Here is a 20,839-nt window from a genome sequence, read left to right as displayed (position 1 = left end):
TATTATATAAACTTACTATATATTAATTAGTTCTGTTGCATTGTATTTAGTATAAATTTTCATTTATTGTTTAGATTCCTTCACACAAGGGAGCTGTTATTTGTATAACAAATATAGATTTTTAGTGAGTGTACATTTTCTCTTCATTTATTAAGTTATTATTTTACAAAAGTTATCTTTTGAAGTCAGCCTAGCAACTCACGAATTTTCAAAGCTAACAGTTGCTTACGTGCTTCGTAGAACTTATCGAAACTATCAAATTCTAAGTCAACTTCCTTCGAAATCATCGCTTCTTCAAAAAACCTTGTCTTTTGTTCATCATTCATATCATTGTAATAATCAATCAGCCTCATATCACTCTTACTACCATTGCTCCTGCCTTCCAGTAAATGAAGGTTTGGGAGTTTGTTTCGTAAACTCCGCCAGTTTTTCCAGTCCACTGCAGTCACCGTTATCGGCTTACTGCTGTTAAAGCGATTATCAGGATGAAGATGATCCTGCTCGTATTTGAAATTTTTGTTTCTCCATTCCAAATTTAAGTAGTAAAGGACTTCACCGGCAACCCTGCTGCCTTTTTCCGAATTTAATACATCTTCAATTTTCCCTTCTGTTACCCGCAAGTCATTTATTTGATTAAGCATTTCAATCGTGATTTCATAATCAAAACTATTAATATTGCTCTTCATTTGTTGTAATTTCCCTGTGGTTCCTGATTGGAAATACGTAAAGAATATTGCCCTAAGCAGGTAAGCACGAATTGCAGCTAGATTATTACTATAGTCCGGGTTGTAATAGATAGTATAGATAATCGGTAGCAGTACGTTCCAACTGTTTGAAAAATGGCTGATCTCAATTTTCATGTTTTTAAGCATATTTTCAAGATTATTTAGTGCTTTCTTAAAGTCGATCCAATCATTTTTTAAAGTTTCTGCAATACTTTTGTTAATATTAGATTTTACCACATCTCCATAAAGCATTAATGCCGCCCGGATAATAAAGTCTGTACCAAATCCCTCGTACGAATCAATCAATACTTTTCCGAATTCACTTCTTGCACTTGGCCAGTATGCCTCCAAAATTGACATGGTAATATCAGATTTCCGGAGCGGTTTGCCTCCACTATTAAATCTGACAAACATCTCTAGCGCATCGTCCTGATTCATATCTGTAATTTCAGCATATCTAATCAGTTTCTCTTCAAAAATTTTCTTATACAACTTCTCTAAAATATTTCGGGAATACTCTTTACTATCTGCAGGAACATTTACAATTGCCTCTGCAATTGCAACTTCCCTAGTTTCTTCGTTTTGAAATCTTTCATGAAGAATGCTTTTCAGCTCAAACTGAGTGGGACTGATTCTGCCAATCTTTTCACTAAACTTTATATCAAATTTCTTGCTGTTATACTCTTCTTCATCCACATCAATTTTGTTTTTATTCAGTTCAATCAGCAACTTGGTTATTGTTTTCCCACCGCCTACTTTCCGAGCATTTTTTGGACGGATAAATGCTTCACCAAACAATGACAGATATAATGACGTCAAGCGCTGTTGACCATCCAGTATGGCGGTATCTGTACTTTTTACATTCACACTTGTCAGTTCATAATTAGTGCTGTCAGCTGATTTTCTACTGTCGAATGTCACATCAGTTAAAAAATTACAAAAGTATGTATCCCAAGTTACGTTAGCGTCATCGATATGCCAAAATAAAAATGTAGCAATTGGATAATCCAGCAAAATTGAATCCCAAAGTTTTTCTATCTGCCCCATGCTCCAAACATATTGTCTTTGAAAAGCTGGCATAACGTATTTTCCAGTTTGGATATTCTCTAATGCTTTATATATCGTTATATTACTATCAACAAGATTACTCAAAGTATCATCCCCTACTAATTTCTATTCCTTAAAATCACTTTATATATTATTATCCCACAATTATCAAAATATTCCTAAAAAATGAACCATTTATTTCAAAGAATAAAGCACAAAACCACACCCACAACATGGTCACAGTGGGTGTGGCGGTGTAATGTATTGTCAAAGTCGTTTAAAATTTTTCTTACACAAGAAAACGGTTCGAGAGTCAGCTTTTGCTCCTTGATCGACTTTCCAAAAATACAATGTATCCAATTAGAGCAAACCTTTTCTCTCTTGCTATTACTATACAGTCATTTCAATTCAAAAAGTACCTCTACCCAACTGGAATGCTCCATTTCTACAACTCCCTTAGCAAATCTATTCAAAACTATTCATACAGTCGAATAAAAACCCTTAAGACAAAAGAAAGGATTTCGCTACACCAGACTGCTATACTCCTCAATGAGCAAACTTGCAGGGAAAGAAAGGAAGTTATCAAAATGAAACTAAGTGTTTTAGACCAAGCGCCTGTTACGACTGGAAACACAGCCGCAGCAGCGATGCAAAATGCGGTAGAACTTGCGGTTCTTGCCGACACGTTAGGCTATAGCCGGATGTGGATGGCTGAGCATCATGGCTCCAGCGCATTTTCCAGCTCCGCACCTGAAGTCACGGCCGCATATTTGAGTGCCAAAACAACAAATATTCGCATCGGAACAGGCGGTGTGATGATGATGCATTATTCGCCGTTAAAACTGGCAGAAGTTTTTAAAACATTGGCCGCCCTTGCGCCTGGTCGTATTGATTTCGGCGTTGGCCGAGCCCCTGGTGGTGACCATAGCGCCATTTACGCGTTGGCTCAAGGACGTCGCCCGATGACAGACGACATGTACGGGAAGTTCGACACCGCATTAAAATTGATCAACGACGAAGTACCCGAAGAGACGATGTACAATAAAACCATCGCGGCTCCTACACATATTCAGTTGCCAGAAGCCTGGTTACTCGGTTCAAGCGGCAACAGTGCATTAGAAGCAGGTCGTATGGGCGTCGGCTATTCATTTGCCCAGTTTTTCAACGGCGGCATGACGAAAAACATATTAGATTCCTACCGGGCTAATTTCGTCCCTTCCGCCTTTATGGAAAAACCCGAAATTTCGGTATCCTATTTAGTGACAACAGCTGAAACCGCCGAAGAAGCGGAATACGAAGCACTGCCACAAGACATTTCACGCCTCATGTTGATGAAAGGTCGCATCATGCCTCTCCTGACACCCGAACAAGCACAAAATTCTGCGTTAACTGAAATGGACCGCATGCAGATCAAAGAAAGCCGCAACATTCATTTAGTCGGTTCCGCCAAAGACGTCGCCGATCAATTGCAGCGCGAACAAACGAAATACGGTTTTGAAGAAGCCATGATCTGCAGCATTCCGCATTCTCAAGAAAAACGATTGGCTGTTTATCAACTACTAGCAGAGCAATTACTGTAACAAATCCATTTCATAATAAATAAAAGCCGGATCGGTTACCTTTTCAGGTCAACCGGTCCGGCTTTTTTCACTACGTTATTGCTGCTACTGAATTTTCCCCAACTCATCCAACAACGCGGGTCGTTTTGGATACATAAACTTCAATTCTTTGATCAACCCCGTTGCCGCCTCAGCTCCTAATGCTTGTTGGAAACCCTTGATTTTCTGACATGCACTCCAATAAGCTTTTCGGTTGGAAGCTTGCTCGATTACTCGGTAAATATAACTTGTATAAATCTCGTTCACTTCATGTGGATATTCAGCTAACAGATGCGGGTGCAAATGTTCGATGGCAGCGACATCTTTTTGGCAATAGTCCAGCAGTTCATCAAACCTCTTTTCATCAATCAAAATGCCAAGATAAAGTGGACGGCACCGTGGACGCATTTTCATCTCCGCAAGCATCGCTTCCCTCTTTTCCGGCCAGTCTTCCACAGCTACTAGACTCTTCAACCTATGGTAATACTCTTCTTCCCCATCCAACACAAACTGAAGGCTTAAATCAATCAACTCCGCCGTGTTACCCATGCCTTCATAAGCTCGAAAGCGCAGCTTTTCCCAATCATGTACCAATCCTGCAAGTTTCGCGTCTAATTGTTCCGACTCGACACACAGTTGTGCTGCTTTCTCAAATTCACCTGCATTTAACGCTTGCAAGATCTGTGCTTTACGAACTTCTGGATAACCACGGTGCTCTATGTAAAACGACTCAATCGCTTGCTGGTCCTCTGCCTGTTGTAAAACCACTAGTTGGCACATGCGGAACCGCTCTTCGGTATACAAATACGACTTACTTTTCATTTCCCTACTGCCAATCACTTTTTCAATAAAATCATAGAATTTGTCCGTGAAATTGCCTTTGTCATTCCATTGCAATACAGATACCAGTAAATCCCCCGCAGCGTCTGTAATATCTTTTTCTAAATTTAAAAGAATATGCGGATAAAGTAAATTGAGCATACCAGCCACAATAGATTCGTCGAGCTCTACCGGCCAGTTTGCCAATGTTTCGTTAATCTTCTCAAGGCTTTCATAAACTGTCGAACTAATCTCGCCAGCTGAGTCATCTGCCCTTAACAACATGTCCCTACATTCCTCAATGACAATCAAACTGAGGCAGATTATTTTCTCAGCATCTTGTTCTATCTGCAAGCCATCTACATATTCTTGAACTTCTTCTGCCCCTTCAATCGCCAGACTTGCCCGGTCCCATTCGATAAACCCACTACGACTTGCGTGGTTAGCCGATTTCTGGATAAGTCTGCGCGCAGTTTGTTCATCCATACCGTCCGCATTCGAAAATTTCTCCGTTAAGTAAAGATTTACTGTTGGCTGTTTCTTTAACAACTCTTCTAAAATGTCTAGTAGCTCTGCTTTTTTCAGTGTTTTTAATTGCGCCAGCACATCTACGCTCGCCGAACTGTTTTCTTTTTTAACTTCACGAATCGCCAGACATACGGCCACTTCATGCTTGCACAGCGAATCCGATTCAAACGGACACGTACAAGAAGTCCACGCCACGGACTCTCCCCCGATAGCTTGACTATCACCTCATAATCATGGGTACCCGCCACAAACGCATGCCAGCGATTCGGCGCATCTTCCGCCAGTTGCTCCACAAAATCTCGCTCAAAATAATCTAAGCCGCGCTTGTAAAGCACTGTCGGTACATAGGTGTTCAAATTGCGTAAGTTCATGAGAATTCCCCCCTGCGTTAATTATAACTAATTTTCATTTTCTCTTCCCAGGGAGCGACACAATTATATTGCTAAACAAAAAGAACCTTAAAACTGCCAAGGTTCTTTTTACAATTATATATATTAAGCATTTAATTTATATTGCTCTGCCACACCATACATGCCGTTCTCAGTTGTTAGGTCATTCAATTCGGCAATCACAACTTTAGGAGTAGAAGGGTCAAATACTGTAGAAATATAGCTCACTTTAAATGTATAGGTAGCTTTTATACGGAAGTTTTGATATTCCGGTGAATTTTTGGTGGTTGTCCAATAAAGAACATTGCCATCTTTATCCACCAAAGCGACTATGCGGTGTTCGTCGTTTTTAAAGCACGACAAAAGCTTAAGATCCCTCGTATATTTCTGCCCTTTTTCAAATCCGTTCACTTCTTTAATCGCAAGCACCATCGAAATACACCTCATTCCATAGTGGTATGCACTTAATATACCAGAACTTACGTTCGATTACCAGTCAAAAGATTAAAAAAGTGTGAATATTTAGTATTTTAAGATCGAAGAGTTAATTTAAACTAACTCATCTACTTTTCGCATGCTATACTTCGTTCTTACACTTCTTATTCGAAAAGCGCATGCTTAATAGAGGACAAAATGATTAAGCGTGTAAATAAAAAACTGTTTTTGTCACCGTTTCCCTCATCTCAATTCAAAGCTCCCAGATCACCCCTGTGTAGCGCACTATTTCCACAAAATTTATACAGATGAGTAATATGAAAAAACCACACCCGCAAAGTTCATCTAGCGGATGTGGCAATTTATAAAATATAAAATGTAATAGAGTTCATTCTCATTTCTCACTAATCGCCTTGATTTCTCGCCATTTCCCGTAACGGTAATACAGGAACGCGAAGCTGCTGGAGATAACGAAAGAAACACCTATACCGAGCGCGATGCCACTCTGTCCGTACCATTCTGCGAATAAATAAGTGAGCGGGTAGCGAAGCACCCAAAAGGACAGGATATTCAAAATCAGCACTTGGAACATGGCGCCAGCTGCCCGGACGGTGCCGTTCAAGATGAAATTAATGCCAAGGAATGGATAAAAGAATGCGACGCCTCGTAAATACTGGGTGCCGAATTCCACGGCTTCTTCTTCTTTTAGGAACAGCCGGACAGCGGGTTCAGCAAAGATGTAAAGGATGGCTGCAATGACGAACATAATGGCCAGGTTATAGAAAAAACCATAGCGCGTCACAAGCGCCACACGGTCCCATTGCCCCGCTCCGATATTTTGTCCGGCCATCGAGTTGATGGCCGTGCCGAGTGCCTGCGCCGGCAACATAATCAGGCTGTCGAGTCTCTGTGCCGCACCGTATCCGGCAACCACTGCGGGACCAAACGAAGCGACGACACTCATGATGGCGAGTATCCCGGCAGAAATGACGCTCATCTGAAGTCCTGCGGGTATGCCCAGTCTCAGAATATCAAGCACCTCGCGTTTTGCAGGTACTGTCGGACGCGTGAATGGAAGAATCCGTTTACGACGTATGTAGAAGAAACCGATAAAAAATGCGGCGCCTTGCGAAATGATGGTTGCATAAGCCGCCCCTTCGACGCCCCAGTTAAAGACGGAGATGAAAAGCGGATCCATCACTGTATTCAAGCCAACCGCAATCGCCACAAAATAAAGCGGAGACTTGGAATCGCCGACTGATCGGAGTGCGGTGCCGATGAAATTGTAGCCAAACAAGAACAGCATGCCGATAAAGTTGATCTTCAAGTAAGCGACAGCCATGGGCATAATCTCCTCCGGCGTTCCTATAAGCCGGAGCAATGGTTCAGCGAAGATAAAACCGATCATACCAAGACCAATCGACATCCCTGCAAGCAGGACAACGAATGCGTTCAAATAATGGCGAAGCCCTTCTCCGCTATCCCGCCCTTTTTGCTGGGACAAGATGGTCAGCGCCGCATTATTCAAGCCGATGACAAACGACAGGACCGTAAACAGCACCGTCCCCGATAAACTGACAGCCGCGAGTGCATTGGCTCCGATCAGATTACCGATCCACAAGCTGTCGATCAGCTGATAGGAAACCTGTAAGAGGTTCGCCAAAATGATCGGCCCTGAGAAATAGAACAGCTGCCGGGCAATCGGCCCTTGTGTAAAATCATGCTGACTAGCCAATGGAACACCCCTTTCCAAACGTTTTGGTCAATCAATCAAAAATTCAACAATCCCTTCCATCAATCCATCCGCCAGCGGTAAATCAGGATTACTGTAAGCTGCCTCATTTTCGCTTTTATCCAATACCATTTTCAGCACATGGTTCATGTCGTCAATAATCAAGAGTTGAGATTTTGGATGCGCTGCATGTAAACTTTCAGCATCGGATGCCGGCACTTGCGAATCAGCCATGCCCCCAATAATCAGAACCGGCATGTTAAGTGCCGCCACTTCTTCTTGAGGATGATATGCCAGCCAGGAAATCAAATAGGGCTGGACTGATGGACGGAAAATACTTTGCAAGTGGGGGCTGACCGTCGCCACTTGCTCGCCTCTTTTCAACTGGTCGATAATTTCCCAGGCTTCATTCATGAGATCTTCCGGAAGCTGTGCTGCCAGCTGCTCCATTAGCACTTCATCAATGGGGCGCCCTGCTCCCGCAATGGAGATGAACAGATCGGCTGAAGCACGTTTTGCTGCTGCCATGCCAATCAACGAACCTTCGCTGTGGCCGATAATTCCGACATCCGTAAACCGGTCAGTCGACTTTAAATGGTCTACCCAGGCAGCCGCATCAGCGATATAATCGTCAAAACGCAAGTCCGCTTCGTTACCACCCAGTGCCTGGTTCATCCCGACACCGCGCTTATCATAGCGGATACTGGCAATGCCATTCGCCGCCATTTCTTCTGCTACCATCTTCAGGCTGTCGTTTTTGCCAGGTATCATTACCGAGTTGCCATCGCGGTCTGTTGGCCCAGAACCCGCTAAAATCACCATGACCGGAAATGGTCCTTCTCCTTTCGGCATTTCAACTTCCGCTTTCATCAGGCCACCTGCCACTTCAATTTCAATAAATTCACTCTCATCAACCGCTTCTTCAGCCGTCCGCGGTATCAACTCGAAAGGAAAGGCCTGGCCCTGTTGTGTAAAATCACCTCGAATTTTCCCGTCTTCAAGTTTCCCATCGAAAACAAGCACCTGTCCTTGAAGATTCAGTTCAAAAACCAACTCCGGATCATTAAATTCCACGGTTGAAAACGGAGCAGCACTAAGTTCTTGCAGCGGAATACTCAATGTACCACCATCTTTTTCGAACTCCACAAGTATCGGCAGCGGCTGGTTGGGAACTTGAATGGCCCCTTCCCAACTTCCTGTAATTTTTTCCATTGAATTTGCCTCCTCAGTTGTCGCGTCTTTGTCATCTTCACTGCAAGCCGCCAATAACAACAACAGCATCAGCATCAGCAAACTTCCCATCCATAAGTTTTTCTTCACTTCTTCCCCTCCCGCATTTTCCGATTGCTTCTATATCTTTTCTTTAATCGTAGCGATGTTCAGTGAGGACAGCAAGAAAAGAACTGCAAAATGGAGATGCTGGAATCTACTGCGTGGCCAAAATGTTTAGAGAAAAAAAAGAAGCAGGCAATCACGAGAATTCATGATTGCCTGCTTCTTCAATAGTGTCGTGCACCTTAAATTAATAACATTGACATAAGCTTAAGTGATGTTAAAGAATCATAACTTATTCACCTGCTGCAGTAAGCTTATAAACCTTGCCGCCATCCGTGATGGCAATAAGCGCGCCATCTTCCGTTACAAGAATATCACGGAAACGTTCATTTTCATCAGTTAACAGACGTTCTTCTCCAACGATGGTGTCTCCTTCAATAACGACACGTGCAATATAGCTCGACACTAAACCGCCAATAAACAAGTTGTTTTCCCACTCAGGAATGGCATCGTTGTCATAGAATGCCATACCGCTTGGTGCACTTGTTGGATCCCAATAATAGCGCGGTTCCACAAAGCCTTGCGCCTCGTGTTCTGAAACACCCCCATTGATCAATTCACCCGTGTACTCGATGCCATAAGAAACAATGGGCCAACCATAGTTATTACCAGGTTTAATAATATTCAGTTCATCCCCAGCCTGCGGACCAAATTCAACAATCCATAAGTCTCCTGTTGCAGGGTTGTAGTCTATCCCTTGAATATTACGATGACCATAGCTGTAAACACCATCAAGTGCTTTTTCATCTTCGACAAATGGATTCGACTCTACGGGTTCTCCGTCTTGTGTAATGCGAATGACTTTACCTAGGTAAGCATCCAAGTCTTGTGCACGATCGCGACTTTCGTCATCTGAACGCTCACCCGTTGTTAGGAATAGGTTGCCATCCTCGTCAAAGATAATCCGTCCGCCATAATGTAAAGTACCTTCATATGCCGGTGTCGCTTGGAAGATGACTTTAAAATCTTCAAGTGAGGCTTCATCTTCTGACAAAACACCTTTACCGACAGCCGTTACCGTACCCCCTTCAACATCTTGAGCAAACGTCAGAAACACTAATCTAGATTCGTCAAAATCAGGTGCAATAGCGACATCAAGTAAACCACCTTGATCTTCATTATTTACTTCCGGTGTCCCTTTGATTGGATCTGAAACAGCGCCGTCTTTAAGGTTTACAATCAAAAGTTCTGCTGCATCTCGTTGCGTTACAAGTAAGCGATTGGGTTCAAACTCTACCATCCCCCAAGACACGCCAAGCCCCTCAACAACCACTTCCGTATCAATTTCTGTTTCAGTCTTTACTGCAGGTGCTCGTGTTTGTTCTGGAAATGCTGGTTCAAACTCCGTAACTTTTGGTTGAGATTCTGCACTTTCATTAGTGCTCTCTTCAGTACTTTTTTCTGTTGCAGCATCCGAGTCATCAGTTGATTTTTTGTCTAATGTATCATCATTGCCACACGCTGCCAAAGTTAATACGAACATCAGCATTGTAACGAACATAAATCTAGACCACGAAGTTTTCGTCATCATTTTTCCTCCCTTTTTTTAAATTTTTTAACTGAATCACTAGTAGATTCAGTTACCAGAAGCCAATTACCAAAAATCGGTTAAGGATTGCATATTATGGCTAAAAACTCCCTTATATACCAACTTTCCCTTAAAACCACTCCAACAAACCGATTTATTTAGCATAAATGAAGCATTTTCAGTATGTTGTGTTCGATGTGTTCCGCATAATTCTCACAAGTTTATAGAGGGGAATAAAATCAAAAAGCTGCACCCCTATTTTTCATGTGATAGGTGCAGCAATGTATAAACAAATTGTCGTGTATTGTTTTCTTCACAGGAGCGCGATTTTATACCGCCTCACACAGAAAATTTTTTCATCTCTCCGCATCTTTTCTCAGCCACTTCGCTGTCACCGTATCCGACTCAAGCATCGCTTCCGGTGTTCCCTCAAATAGGATTTCTCCTCCTCTTTTACCGCCACCTGGACCCATTTCGATGACCCAGTCGCTTGCCGCGATAAAGTCCAGATTGTGCTCGATGAGGATAACGGAATTCCCTCTGTCAACGAGCCCCTGGAATACAACTAATAGATGGGCATTGTCTTTTGTATGCAGCCCCAATGAGGGTTCATCGAGCAAGTAAATCTGGCCTTCTTTTTTCAGGTGACTGGCGAGTTTAAGCCGCTGCACTTCGCCGCCGCTCAAGGAACTGGTCGTTTGGCCTAGTGTTAGGTAGCCCAAACCGACATCTTTTAAAGTATCCACTTTTTTAACGATTTTCGGCATTTTTAAATAGTGATTGGTTTCGTCAATCGACAGTTCTAAAATCTCTACAATATTTTTTCCTAAATAGCGGTACGACAGTGCCTCATCGGAATAGCGTGTTCCTTTGCATGCTTCGCAAGTAACGGTAACGGGATCTGCGAATGCCACGTCCGGCGTGGTGACGCCTTTTCCTTCACAAACAGGACAGGCTCCTATTGAATTAAAGCTGAACAAGCCCACAGGCTGCCCTGTTTCTTTGGCAAGAATCGAACGAATGTCATCCATGATTCCCATATAGGTCGCGAGTGTCGAACGGCTTGAAGTTCCAATACTGCTTTGCCTCACCGAAATGGTTTCGGAATAATTCTCAGTAAAGGCGTCGAACATTAACGAACTCTTCCCGGAACCCGACACACCGCATACGGAAACCAGCACGTTTTTTGGGATTTCCACACTTACATTTTTTAAGTTATTAGCAAACGCATTGTTAATCGAAAAACTATTTTTTGTCTGTCGCGGGTTTTTATTGACAGCGACTTTATGGTTCAAATCGGTGATCGCAGATGCTTTCTGCAAGCCTTCCTGCGCTCCCTGATAAACCACTCGACCGCCGGTCACACCTGCGCCCGGACCCATTTCGATAATTTCATCCGCTGTTTGGATGACGGCCAAATTGTGTTCGATGACGACGACGGTATTGTAATTGTCTCTCAAACTTTTCAGCATGTGCGTCAGCTTCTCGATTTCTTCCGGGTGCAGACCCGCACTTGGTTCGTCGAATATATACGTGATGTTGTTCAGGCTACTGCCCAGATGGCGCGCAATTTTCACGCGCTGCGCTTCCCCTCCAGACAAAGTGCCCACTTTTCGCGCCAGACACAAATAACCAAGTCCCAAATCAACCAGCTGCTTGACACCCGGTAACACCTGCTGCGCAATCGATGTACCAACCGGATCGTTTATTTTTGCCAGTTCACCCAGCAAATCCGTCATTTCAAGCCGGTCGTATTGCGCGATATTCAATCCGTTGATTTTGCTTTCCAGCACTTTTGGATTCAACCCAGATCCTTCGCAGGTCGGACACGGTGTACGTGCCGTCACCGCCAGCACATCGTCTTGTGACGTTATTTTCAGTTTCGAGAGGTCGCGGTTAATGTACAAGCGAATAAACCGGGGAAGGATGCCGTCCCATTCGATGTCCCGATTACCTACTTTGTAGTAGTAAGTGCTAAATGCCCGCTCGCCTTCCCGCGGACCATAGACCAGAAGATTGTATTTTTCTTCCGTGTAATCCTTGATGGGAAGATCGGGATCAAACAATCCACCGTCCACCATCCATCTGCCTTGCCAGCCGGGCGGCGCGAGCGGTCTGAATCTCACCGCAGACTCCCGAAGCGACTTTGTATGATCGATGAGTTTGTGAACATCCGGCGCAATAATTTCGCCGAGCCCACTGCACTCCGGACATTTGCCGAAAGAACTGTCACTCGAAAACTCGGCGGCTGAGCCGATCGGCGGGCTGCCGATCCTCGAAAACAGCAAGCGGATCAACGGATCGATATCCATATAAGTGCCGACAGTCGAACGCGAATTTCCTCTTACCGGTTTCTGTTCGACAACGACCACCGGACTTAAATGCTGCATCAAGTCGGCATGCGGCCGCTCGTACCTCGGCATCTGGTGCCGGATATACAGCGGGTAGTTCAGCGTCATTTGCCTTCTGCTTTCTGTCGCTAACGTATCAAAGACAACCGAGCTTTTACCTGAACCCGACAGGCCGGTAAACACATTTATCTTTTCTTTCGGGATATTCAAATCGACATTCTTCAAATTGTTTTCCTGCAACCCTCTCAGGATGATTTCATCTCTTTTTTCTGCCATGGTGAACTGCTCCTTTTCTGATCAAGTCAGGTGATTAACCTATTGATATAAGAGTTCCCTGTTTTGGTCCTGTTTACACAAGCGTTTATTGGATGAGGAAATGAATAAACTGGAAAAGCCGCACCCGCGATGTTGCTGCAGGTGTGACTTTGTATGAAGTATGGATTGTCAGAATCTTTTAGAATTGTTTCTTACACAGGGGCGCGATTTTTTAAATAGTACCAACAGCAAAACGCAAACTTTCATCTACAGCCGTTTTTCCAGATCTTTTACCGTTCGGCTCGTTTCCACATCTTTTTCATCTTTCAACGTTCCGAACAAGACATCCACAAAGGGCGTTGAGACGCCATACCAATAATTTTCATTTTTAAAATGGTGGAGAATATGCAATTTCTTCACATTTTTGCCGAATTTGGTTTTCGGTTTTATTGGCCGGTGCGCCACGTAATGCTTCCATTCATACAGCAGAAGCATCGTTTTTAATCCTGCCGCAAAAGCCAGGGTGAGCCAAAAGCTCCCGGATACCAGATAAAAAACCAAAGAGATGAGCAAAATTTGAGGAAGGCTGTACCATAATGGCAAAAACAGCAGGTGCAGATTATTCGGATCTTTGTGGTGGTCATAATGTAAGCGCTTTAATAATTTCAGAAAAAAAGAGTTTTTCGGCGCTTTTAAATGGAAGAAAAACCGATGCGACAAATATTCACTGAACATGAAGACCAGCATACCGAAAGCGAATAAGCCGATTGCCGGCAGAGTCAAGCCGTGCCACACCTGAACGCAGATACTGGCAGCGAGAATAACCAGAAGAACAGCGATATCCGGAAACAAAAAGAATTCTTTGTAGATTTTTTTCATGTTAATCTTCTCCTTTTTTCTTCGTAGTCAATTGCTGTTTCCACCTTTTGATGCTGTCTTCCATTTCTTTTTTCACCAGGATTTCCGCCCAATTACCGTCTTTCGCCATCGCAGTTTCCATCAAATCGCGGTAATATTTTCTGGTCGCTTGACGAGACTGTCCATCTTGAAAATAATGGACAGCCGTTTTGATGTAAAGCTGCTGAAAACTGTTTAACATCAATAAGTAAATCGGATTTGGCGAAGCGGCCGCCAGCCCTTTTTGAAGATGCCAGTCATATTCGGCAAAACCCTGCGGCTCATCGGCAATATTTTCACTTTCACTCAATAACGAAGCCACCGTTAAAGCTTTGTGATTCACTGCATCTTTTGTATATGCAGGAGCAAGGTTTTTTCTCAGTTCCATCAAGTAAACAATAAATTCTTCCTGTATATGTTCTTCATCTGTCAGCAAATGATTCAAGGTCATTAAATTGCCTTGTTCCCAGTAATCATTGACCACTGCTCGCTTGCCGCTGCGGATTGTCAGCCAACCGTCCCTTTCCAGGCGCTGCATCACTTCCCGGATTACGGGTCTGCCAACTTCGAAATCCAAAGCCAGCTCCCGTTCGGATGAAAGCAATGACTGCGGCGGCAATTCCCCTTTCAACACTTTTTGTATGAATATCTTTTCTATTCGATCGGTCGCTTTCACACTTCCACCTCTAAACTGGTATTACCAATAATCCATCTGGTAATACCAGTTTAAATATATCAATAAATTATTGCAAGAACTTTCTGAAAAATAAACGGATTGAACAAGAAAGTCCAATCCTGCTCAGGGTATAAACTGGAAAGGAGTCGTTTAAATGGCTTTCCATGACGCTGATGAAATGGAATTGTTCACACTGGAATTCACAAAGAATCTATACTCGACTTATACCCGGTTGCGGGAAGAAGATCCAGTGCACCAGGTGCGTTTTCCTGACGGCAAGCTCGTTATTAATTCCGCTTCCCTAGGAGCGACGCAATTCCCAAACAATTTATATAGTTGAATATAATAAAAAAACCAGGACCGAAATATTGATGCGGCATGCGGGCATGGAAACTCTCATCATCTTCGTCCCATTTTAAACTGATTCACCCGTAACACTTTTAACGGGTTGAATTGATGGAACTTCTGGTGCAGCCGAGCAAACGCTTTGGAATGCTCAAGTCAGTAGGACATCATGTCCTCCATTTCATGCTCGTTCCAAGCGTTTTCTTTCTTTTCAGTTCAGCATTATTAGGAAGTATTTGTCAGGAGATTTTGAGGAACAAGATTAAATTGGGAGAGATTAAAAGGCTTTTAAAGAAAGCCGCAGTGAATTAAAGTTCGATTTCCAGCAGTCCCCAAATGTTCCCTGTGTCAAAAATGTATAACAAAATGGAGTGAAAAATGTATAAAAAAAAACACCCTAACCTGTGAGAAAGTCTGGTAAATCAGAGACTCACGGTCGGGGTGTTTTATATTTTGAGCTTTGCTTCCCAGAGAGCAACACAATTCCCACACAATTTATACGGATGAATAACAAGAAAAAACCACTTCCGGAATGCTACGTTATATGGCGTGGCCATGCATAAAATGTAAATTGTAGTGTATTGTCAAAATCGTTTAGATTTGTTTGTTTCCCAGGAACGTGATTTTAACCATTTCTCAGAATGCTGATGATGGCTTTACATAAACTTACTCAGATCCGGGTAACCAGAAACAGCCCACGCCCCGTCAACCAATAGACTTGCGCCGTTCACATAAGAGGCGTCTTCACTGACCAGGAACAGTGCCGGACCGGCCATTTCATCCGCTTCCCCCGCGCGGCGCATCGGTATGCGGTCCATGTAAGCATCATTAATCGCTTCCACTTTCGTCAAATCACTTGTCAGCGGTGTTGAGATCAGTCCTGGGAGAATGGCATTGACCCGAATTTGGTGCTGTGCAAGTTCGAGTGCTGCATTTTTCGTCAGCATTTCCACGCCCGCTTTTGCAGAAGAATAAGCCGCTCCGTAAAACATCGGCACATGTGCGTTTAATGATGCGATATTGACGATTGCTCCGCCGCCATGCTCTTTCATGTATTTGGCTTCATGTTTTACTGAAAGAAAGACACTTTTCAAGCATAAATCTACTGTAAAGTCCCAGTCTTCTTCACTTTGCTCGGTGATTGCTCCAGCTTTTGAAGCTCCGGCCACATTAAACGCAAAGTCGAGGCTACCAAAAGCTTCCACTGTTTTCTTTACCAATGCTTCAATATCAGCTTCTTTGGTGACATTAGCTACGACGCCGATCAAATTGCCGGCATTTGCGTCTTCCATTTCCTTCAGTTTCGCTTCATTTAAATCAGCCACGGCCACCTTTACTCCCGCTTCCAGCAAACGGTGCGTAATCGCAGATCCGATTCCGGATGCCCCTCCTGTTACAATCGCTACTTTCCCTTGAAAATTTGTCATTCCGATTCCTCCTCTTTAGGGCTTATTAGCATACCCTCTGAATCTAGAATAGCAGTTTATGTACAGTAGTCAAAATAATCAGCAATTTCATTAATTCGCTTCCCTAGGAACCATACAATTTCCCAACAATTTATACGGATTAATAAAAAGAAAAAACCATAGCCGAAATGTTAATGTAGACGTTGTTGCTATGTATACAGTATAAATTGAAGTGTATTGTCAATATCGTTTAGAATTGTTTCTTTACCTGGGACGCGATTTATTCAATTCACCGGCATCCAGTGTCTGGTGAATCTGCGCCTTACGGATTGCTGAATAGCCATGGTGCCGCGCAAAGAATGCTTCGACCGCTTCCTGGTCTCCCAGCTCCTGAAAAATCTCCAGCACTTCCCAATTGTTCCCTGTGTTCCGCAAAATTCCCATACAATTTATAGAGATGAGTAAAATGAAAAAACACACCCGCGATGTTGATGTAGCAGGCGTGTCAATGTATGGAATATAAATTGTCATGTATTGTCAGAATCGTTTAGAATATTTTTTTACACGGGAAACTATTTAAGTATCAGAGTTATAAAATGGATTCAATATGAAGTAACTGTTTCTCTTACTAAGTTATTTGTCTTCAATTAGAAAAGTTAGGACGTCTTTTTTCTAAAAATGCTGCAATCCCTTCCTTACCATCAGCTGTTACGGTCATATCGGAAATTGAATCAGATTCTAATGCCATGTGTGAATCCAATCGATCTAAGAAGCTACTGCTTAGCAACTTCTTCGTCGTTCCATTCGCTGATGTAGATCCGTTTGCGATTTTGTCTGCTAGCTCTTTTGTTTTTTGCTGTAATTCATTTGCCGCCACTACTTGCGTGACTATTCCCCAGTCAGCTGCTTCTTGCGCAGATAATACTCGGTTTGTATACAGAAGTTCCTGTGTTTTTCTAAGGCCGATAAGACGTGGTAGGAAGTATGTGCAGGAGCCGTCCGGCGTTAATCCGACATTTGTATAAGCCGATGTGAATTTCGCCTTATCACTTGAAATAACAAGATCACATGCACAAAGTAAACTCAATCCTGCTCCTGCAGCAGTACCATTGACTGATGCAATAACGACTTTCTTCATTCTTGCTAACAAACTAGTTGCATTATGAAGATACGTTGTAACTTCTTTTAAACTGGAATCAATTTTATCTCCTGCATCACTAAAGCTCTTCAAATCACCTCCAAATGAAAAGGCTTTTCCACTCCCCTGAATGACTACAACATCCACTTCAGAATCATGAGTAGCTGATAACGCAGCTTCAAATAACTCTTTAGCAAATGGTATATTAATTGCGTTTCCTGCATCTGTTCTATTTAATGTAATCGTCATGACGTTATTTTCAGTTTCAACTATCAAATATTCATGTGTCACTATAATCCACCCCTTCGTATTTAGCTGGATCATTCAAGTCCAGGTTATGTGATACTATAAAAAACTCTATGCGTTTCTTCGAACTTCTCAATTTCCTGCATATGCTTGATTGTAGATCCGATTTCGTCCAAACCTTCCAACAACATATTTCTCATATAATCATCTATCTCAAAAGATACTGACTCTCCACTATCACCTACAATTGTTTTGGACTCAAGATTAATAGTTAGCTCGTATCCTTCATGTCCATTAACTTTCTTAAAAAGCTCTTGGATATACTCTTTTGACATTCTAATAGGTAGTATTCCATTTTTAATACAATTGTTATAAAAAATATCTGCGAATGAAGAAGCAATGATCGTTTCAAATCCGAAATCTTTCAATGCCCAAGGTGCGTGTTCTCTAGAAGAACCACAGCCAAAGTTTTCACCAGTCAATAAAATGCTGGCATTCCGATAAGGCGGCTTATTCAAAACAAAATCCGGATTTTCTTCGTCACCTGTATACCGCCAGTCATAAAATAGAAATTGGCCATAACCACTTTTTTCGATTCTCTTCAGAAACTGCTTTGGCAAAATTGCGTCCGTATCAATATTAGAACGCTCTAACGGTGCTACGATACCCGTTTGTGTTAGAAAAGGTTTCATTCAACTACCTCCTCTTCAAGCTTTACGTGCCAGTTACGCACATCTACAAAATGTCCTTCTATTGCAGCTGCAGCTGCCATTGCAGGACTCACCAAATGTGTTCTTGCACCACGTCCTTGTCTTCCCTCGAAGTTTCTATTGGAAGTAGACGCAACTCGTTCGCCAGGTTGTGCTACATCAGGATTCATTCCCAAGCACATACTGCATCCTGCTTCACGCCATTCAAAGCCGGCATTGATGAAAATTTCTGCCAAGCCTTCTTCTTCAGCTTGTTTTTTAACATTTTGTGATCCAGGTACAACGAGTGCCCTGAGACCCTTCGCAACTTTATAGCCGCGTACTATATGCGCGGCTTCTCTTAAATCTTGAATTCTACTATTTGTACATGAACCTATGAATACTGTATCTATAGCAATATCAACGATTCGTGTACCTGCTTCAAGTGCCATATATTCCAATGCGTTAGCAGTCATCTCAGCTTGTACTTTAGACAATCCTTCTGCACTAGGAACACAATCATTGATCGATACAACTTGACTAGGATTTGTACCCCATGTCACTTGTGGCTCCACTACGCTACAATCCAAGCTGACTTCCAAATCGAAAATTGCATCCGTATCACTGTAGAGCTTTTTCCATTCAGATAGTGCTTCATCCCATTCGCTTTCCTTTGGTGCATGAGGTTTACCTTTCACATAAGTGAATGTTGTCTCATCAGGCTCCATCAAGCCGGCACGAGCACCGATTTCGATCGACATATTACAAATCGTCATACGTTCTTCCATCGTTAAGTTGCGCACGATATCTCCACGATATTCAATAACATATCCTGTAGCGAAATCGTGACCGAACTTACCAATCAGCGCAAGCATGATATCTTTCGCTGTCGTACCTAAAGAAAGTTCACCATCAAAATTTACAGCTAACGATTTTGATTGATATTGCTTTAGCGTTTGAGTTGCCAAAACGTGCTCCACTTCGCTTGTACCGATTCCAAACGCCAGTGTACCGAATGCACCGTGTGTTGCCGTATGGCTATCTCCACAGACGATCGTTTGACCAGGTTGTGTAAAACCTAATTCAGGTGCAATTACATGAACAATACCTTGATTTATACTAAATAGATCATATAGTTTAATACCAAAATCTTTACAATTCTTTCGAAGTGCATCCACTTGTTTCTTTGCAATATCGTCTTCAAACGGTAAACTACGATCGGTTGTCGGAACACCATGATCCATCGTGCCAAGTGTTCTGTCCGGCCGATGTACTTTTCGGTTTTCTTCCCTCAGACCATCGAATGCCTGGGGAGACGTAACTTCATGGATAAGATGAAGATCGATATAGACGATATCAGGCTGCGAAACTCCCTTTACCACAAGATGCTGATTCCAGAGTTTTTGATATAGAGTCTGTCCCACGACTATCCCACCTAACTCAATTTAAATAACGTTATTTTCTTTTAACGCTTTTAGTTTTTCTGCATCATAGCGTAATAAGCCACCGTAAATTTCTTCGTTGTGCTTGCCAATCACTTCCGCGCCTACAGTTTTCACTTCACCAGGAGTACGGCTCAGTTTCGGAACAACACCAGGCATAGGGAAATCGCCCAATACTGGGTGTTCACGTGTAATGATCATTTCTCTCGCTTCATACTGAGGGTCTTCAAGAATGTCCTTAGCAGAATAGATCAAACCTGACGGCACGCCTTCTTCAGCCAAAATAGATAACGCATCTTTTGCTGTCTGTGTTTTTGTCCATACTTCAATTAATTCATCGAGTTCCGTCATATTATCGCTCCGCGCGTGATGCGTTGCATACTTCGAACTTTCCGCTAATTCAGGTTGTCCCATTGCTTTACACAAACGCTTGAACACACCATCAGCATTTGCACCGATTACAATATACGTTTCATCTTGTGTCATGTAGATATTAGACGGTGATACTCCAGGTAAAATATTCCCCATCCGTTCACGTACATAATCAGCCAATAAATAATCGGGAATAATACTTTCCATAACAGAGAATACCGACTCGTAAATCGCAGTATCAACAACTTGTCCTTTGCCTGAATTATGTCTTTCCTGTAATGCTGTTAATGTACCAATCGTTGCGAAAAGTGCTGCTAATGTGTCGCCAATTGAAATACCGATTCTTGATGGCGGACGATCCGGGAAACCAGTTACATAGCGCAGTCCACCCATTGCTTCTCCTACACTTCCGAATCCTGCTCTTTCTTTATAAGGTCCCGTCTGGCCGAAGCCTGAAGTTCTTGTCATGATAATTCCAGGATTGATCTCAGATAATATTTCGTATGAGAGCCCCCACTTCTCCATTGTGCCTGGGCGGAAATTCTCGATAATAATATCCGATTCTTTGACCAATTCCTTAAAAATCTGTTGTCCTTCTTCAGTTCGTAAATTCAACGTCACCGATTTTTTATTTCTGGATTGAATAGGCCACCAAAGAGCTTCTCCATCTTTTTGCTGTCCCCACTGTCTCATTGGGTCTGGCTTATCAGGCGCTTCTACTTTAATTACTTCAGCACCGAAATCCCCAAGCAAACGACCAGTAAAAGGTCCGGCTAATAATGTACCGAGCTCCAAAACACGTACACCTTCTAATGGTAATTTCTCTTTATCATCTGTCATAAGTAGTCCTCCAATAACATTTCATATTTCGCATTATACACTTGTG

15 protein-coding genes are annotated in these 20,839 nt (G+C 42.7%); 1 reads left to right on the top strand and 14 read right to left on the bottom strand.

The window, feature by feature from the left end; genetic code table 11:
* Positions 1-185: 185 nt before the first annotated feature.
* Positions 186-1,877 carry a DUF262 domain-containing protein gene (locus I858_RS03375; protein ID WP_049694949.1) on the bottom strand — a complete coding sequence of 564 codons (1,692 nt, stop codon included), beginning with the start codon at positions 1,875-1,877 and terminating at the stop codon, positions 186-188.
* Positions 1,878-2,359: 482 nt separating this feature from the next.
* Between I858_RS03375 and I858_RS03370 the strand changes: the two genes are divergently transcribed.
* The gene (locus I858_RS03370; RefSeq protein WP_049694948.1) at positions 2,360-3,352 is read left to right on the top strand and encodes an MsnO8 family LLM class oxidoreductase; all 993 of its coding nucleotides are present in this window, start codon (positions 2,360-2,362) and stop codon (positions 3,350-3,352) included.
* An 84-nt stretch (positions 3,353-3,436) separates the two neighbouring features.
* On the opposite strand, the gene I858_RS03365 is transcribed toward I858_RS03370, so the two are convergent.
* From I858_RS03365 to I858_RS03290, 13 genes are all read right to left on the bottom strand, one after another.
* Positions 3,437-4,912, bottom strand: a complete 1,476-nt coding sequence (locus I858_RS03365; protein WP_157886470.1) for a hypothetical protein — start codon at positions 4,910-4,912, stop codon at positions 3,437-3,439.
* Positions 4,913-5,211: 299 nt separating this feature from the next.
* Positions 5,212-5,538, bottom strand: coding sequence for a hypothetical protein (locus I858_RS03355; RefSeq protein ID WP_049694946.1), 327 nt, complete (start codon positions 5,536-5,538; stop codon positions 5,212-5,214).
* A 397-nt stretch (positions 5,539-5,935) separates the two neighbouring features.
* The gene (locus I858_RS03350; protein WP_049694945.1) at positions 5,936-7,276 is read right to left on the bottom strand and encodes an MATE family efflux transporter; all 1,341 of its coding nucleotides are present in this window, start codon (positions 7,274-7,276) and stop codon (positions 5,936-5,938) included.
* 27 nt (positions 7,277-7,303) lie between these two features.
* On the bottom strand, positions 7,304-8,593 hold the full coding sequence (locus I858_RS03345; protein WP_239457212.1) for an alpha/beta hydrolase: 1,290 nt from the start codon (positions 8,591-8,593) through the stop codon (positions 7,304-7,306).
* A 247-nt stretch (positions 8,594-8,840) separates the two neighbouring features.
* Positions 8,841-10,136 carry a PQQ-dependent sugar dehydrogenase gene (locus I858_RS03340; protein ID WP_049694944.1) on the bottom strand — a complete coding sequence of 432 codons (1,296 nt, stop codon included), beginning with the start codon at positions 10,134-10,136 and terminating at the stop codon, positions 8,841-8,843.
* Between the two features lie 356 nt (positions 10,137-10,492).
* On the bottom strand, positions 10,493-12,763 hold the full coding sequence (locus tag I858_RS03335; protein WP_049694943.1) for an ATP-binding cassette domain-containing protein: 2,271 nt from the start codon (positions 12,761-12,763) through the stop codon (positions 10,493-10,495).
* Positions 12,764-13,009: 246 nt separating this feature from the next.
* Positions 13,010-13,621 (bottom strand): sterol desaturase family protein, encoded by a 612-nt coding sequence (locus tag I858_RS03330; protein WP_049694942.1) that lies wholly within the window; start codon positions 13,619-13,621, stop codon positions 13,010-13,012.
* Position 13,622: 1 nt separating this feature from the next.
* The gene (locus I858_RS03325; RefSeq protein ID WP_049694941.1) at positions 13,623-14,315 is read right to left on the bottom strand and encodes a GntR family transcriptional regulator; all 693 of its coding nucleotides are present in this window, start codon (positions 14,313-14,315) and stop codon (positions 13,623-13,625) included.
* A gap of 1,001 nt (positions 14,316-15,316) precedes the next feature.
* Positions 15,317-16,087, bottom strand: a complete 771-nt coding sequence (locus tag I858_RS03310; protein ID WP_049694939.1) for an SDR family NAD(P)-dependent oxidoreductase — start codon at positions 16,085-16,087, stop codon at positions 15,317-15,319.
* Positions 16,088-16,709: 622 nt separating this feature from the next.
* Complete coding sequence (locus I858_RS03305; protein WP_204249438.1) at positions 16,710-17,495, bottom strand: enoyl-CoA hydratase/isomerase family protein; 786 nt, start codon at positions 17,493-17,495, stop codon at positions 16,710-16,712.
* Positions 17,496-17,539: 44 nt separating this feature from the next.
* Positions 17,540-18,142 (bottom strand): 3-isopropylmalate dehydratase small subunit, encoded by a 603-nt coding sequence (leuD, locus tag I858_RS03300; protein WP_049694938.1) that lies wholly within the window; start codon positions 18,140-18,142, stop codon positions 17,540-17,542.
* Entirely contained in the window at positions 18,139-19,563 is a 1,425-nt protein-coding gene (gene leuC / locus I858_RS03295; protein ID WP_049694937.1) for a 3-isopropylmalate dehydratase large subunit, read from the bottom strand. The genes leuD and leuC overlap by 4 nt, the downstream gene beginning before the upstream one ends.
* 21 nt (positions 19,564-19,584) lie before the next feature.
* The gene (locus I858_RS03290; RefSeq protein WP_049694936.1) at positions 19,585-20,793 is read right to left on the bottom strand and encodes a CaiB/BaiF CoA transferase family protein; all 1,209 of its coding nucleotides are present in this window, start codon (positions 20,791-20,793) and stop codon (positions 19,585-19,587) included.
* Between the last annotated feature and the right edge of the window lie 46 nt (positions 20,794-20,839).

It is taken from the genome of Planococcus versutus, from assembly GCF_001186155.3.
Classification (GTDB): Bacteria; Bacillota; Bacilli; order Bacillales_A; family Planococcaceae; genus Planococcus; species Planococcus versutus.
Note: the sequence above shows the minus strand (reverse complement) of the source record. Positions and strands in the feature narration are given on the sequence as shown.

Coding starts and splice junctions, on each gene's coding strand:
- I858_RS03335 (WP_049694943.1), bottom strand. CDS start 12,763: ATGGCAGAAAAAAGAGATGAAATCATCCTGAGAGGGTTGCAGGAAAAC.
- leuD (WP_049694938.1), bottom strand. CDS start 18,142: ATGAAACCTTTTCTAACACAAACGGGTATCGTAGCACCGTTAGAGCGT.
- I858_RS03290 (WP_049694936.1), bottom strand. CDS start 20,793: ATGACAGATGATAAAGAGAAATTACCATTAGAAGGTGTACGTGTTTTG.
- I858_RS03310 (WP_049694939.1), bottom strand. CDS start 16,087: ATGACAAATTTTCAAGGGAAAGTAGCGATTGTAACAGGAGGGGCATCC.
- I858_RS03355 (WP_049694946.1), bottom strand. CDS start 5,538: ATGGTGCTTGCGATTAAAGAAGTGAACGGATTTGAAAAAGGGCAGAAA.
- I858_RS03330 (WP_049694942.1), bottom strand. CDS start 13,621: ATGAAAAAAATCTACAAAGAATTCTTTTTGTTTCCGGATATCGCTGTT.
- I858_RS03370 (WP_049694948.1), top strand. CDS start 2,360: ATGAAACTAAGTGTTTTAGACCAAGCGCCTGTTACGACTGGAAACACA.
- I858_RS03340 (WP_049694944.1), bottom strand. CDS start 10,136: ATGACGAAAACTTCGTGGTCTAGATTTATGTTCGTTACAATGCTGATG.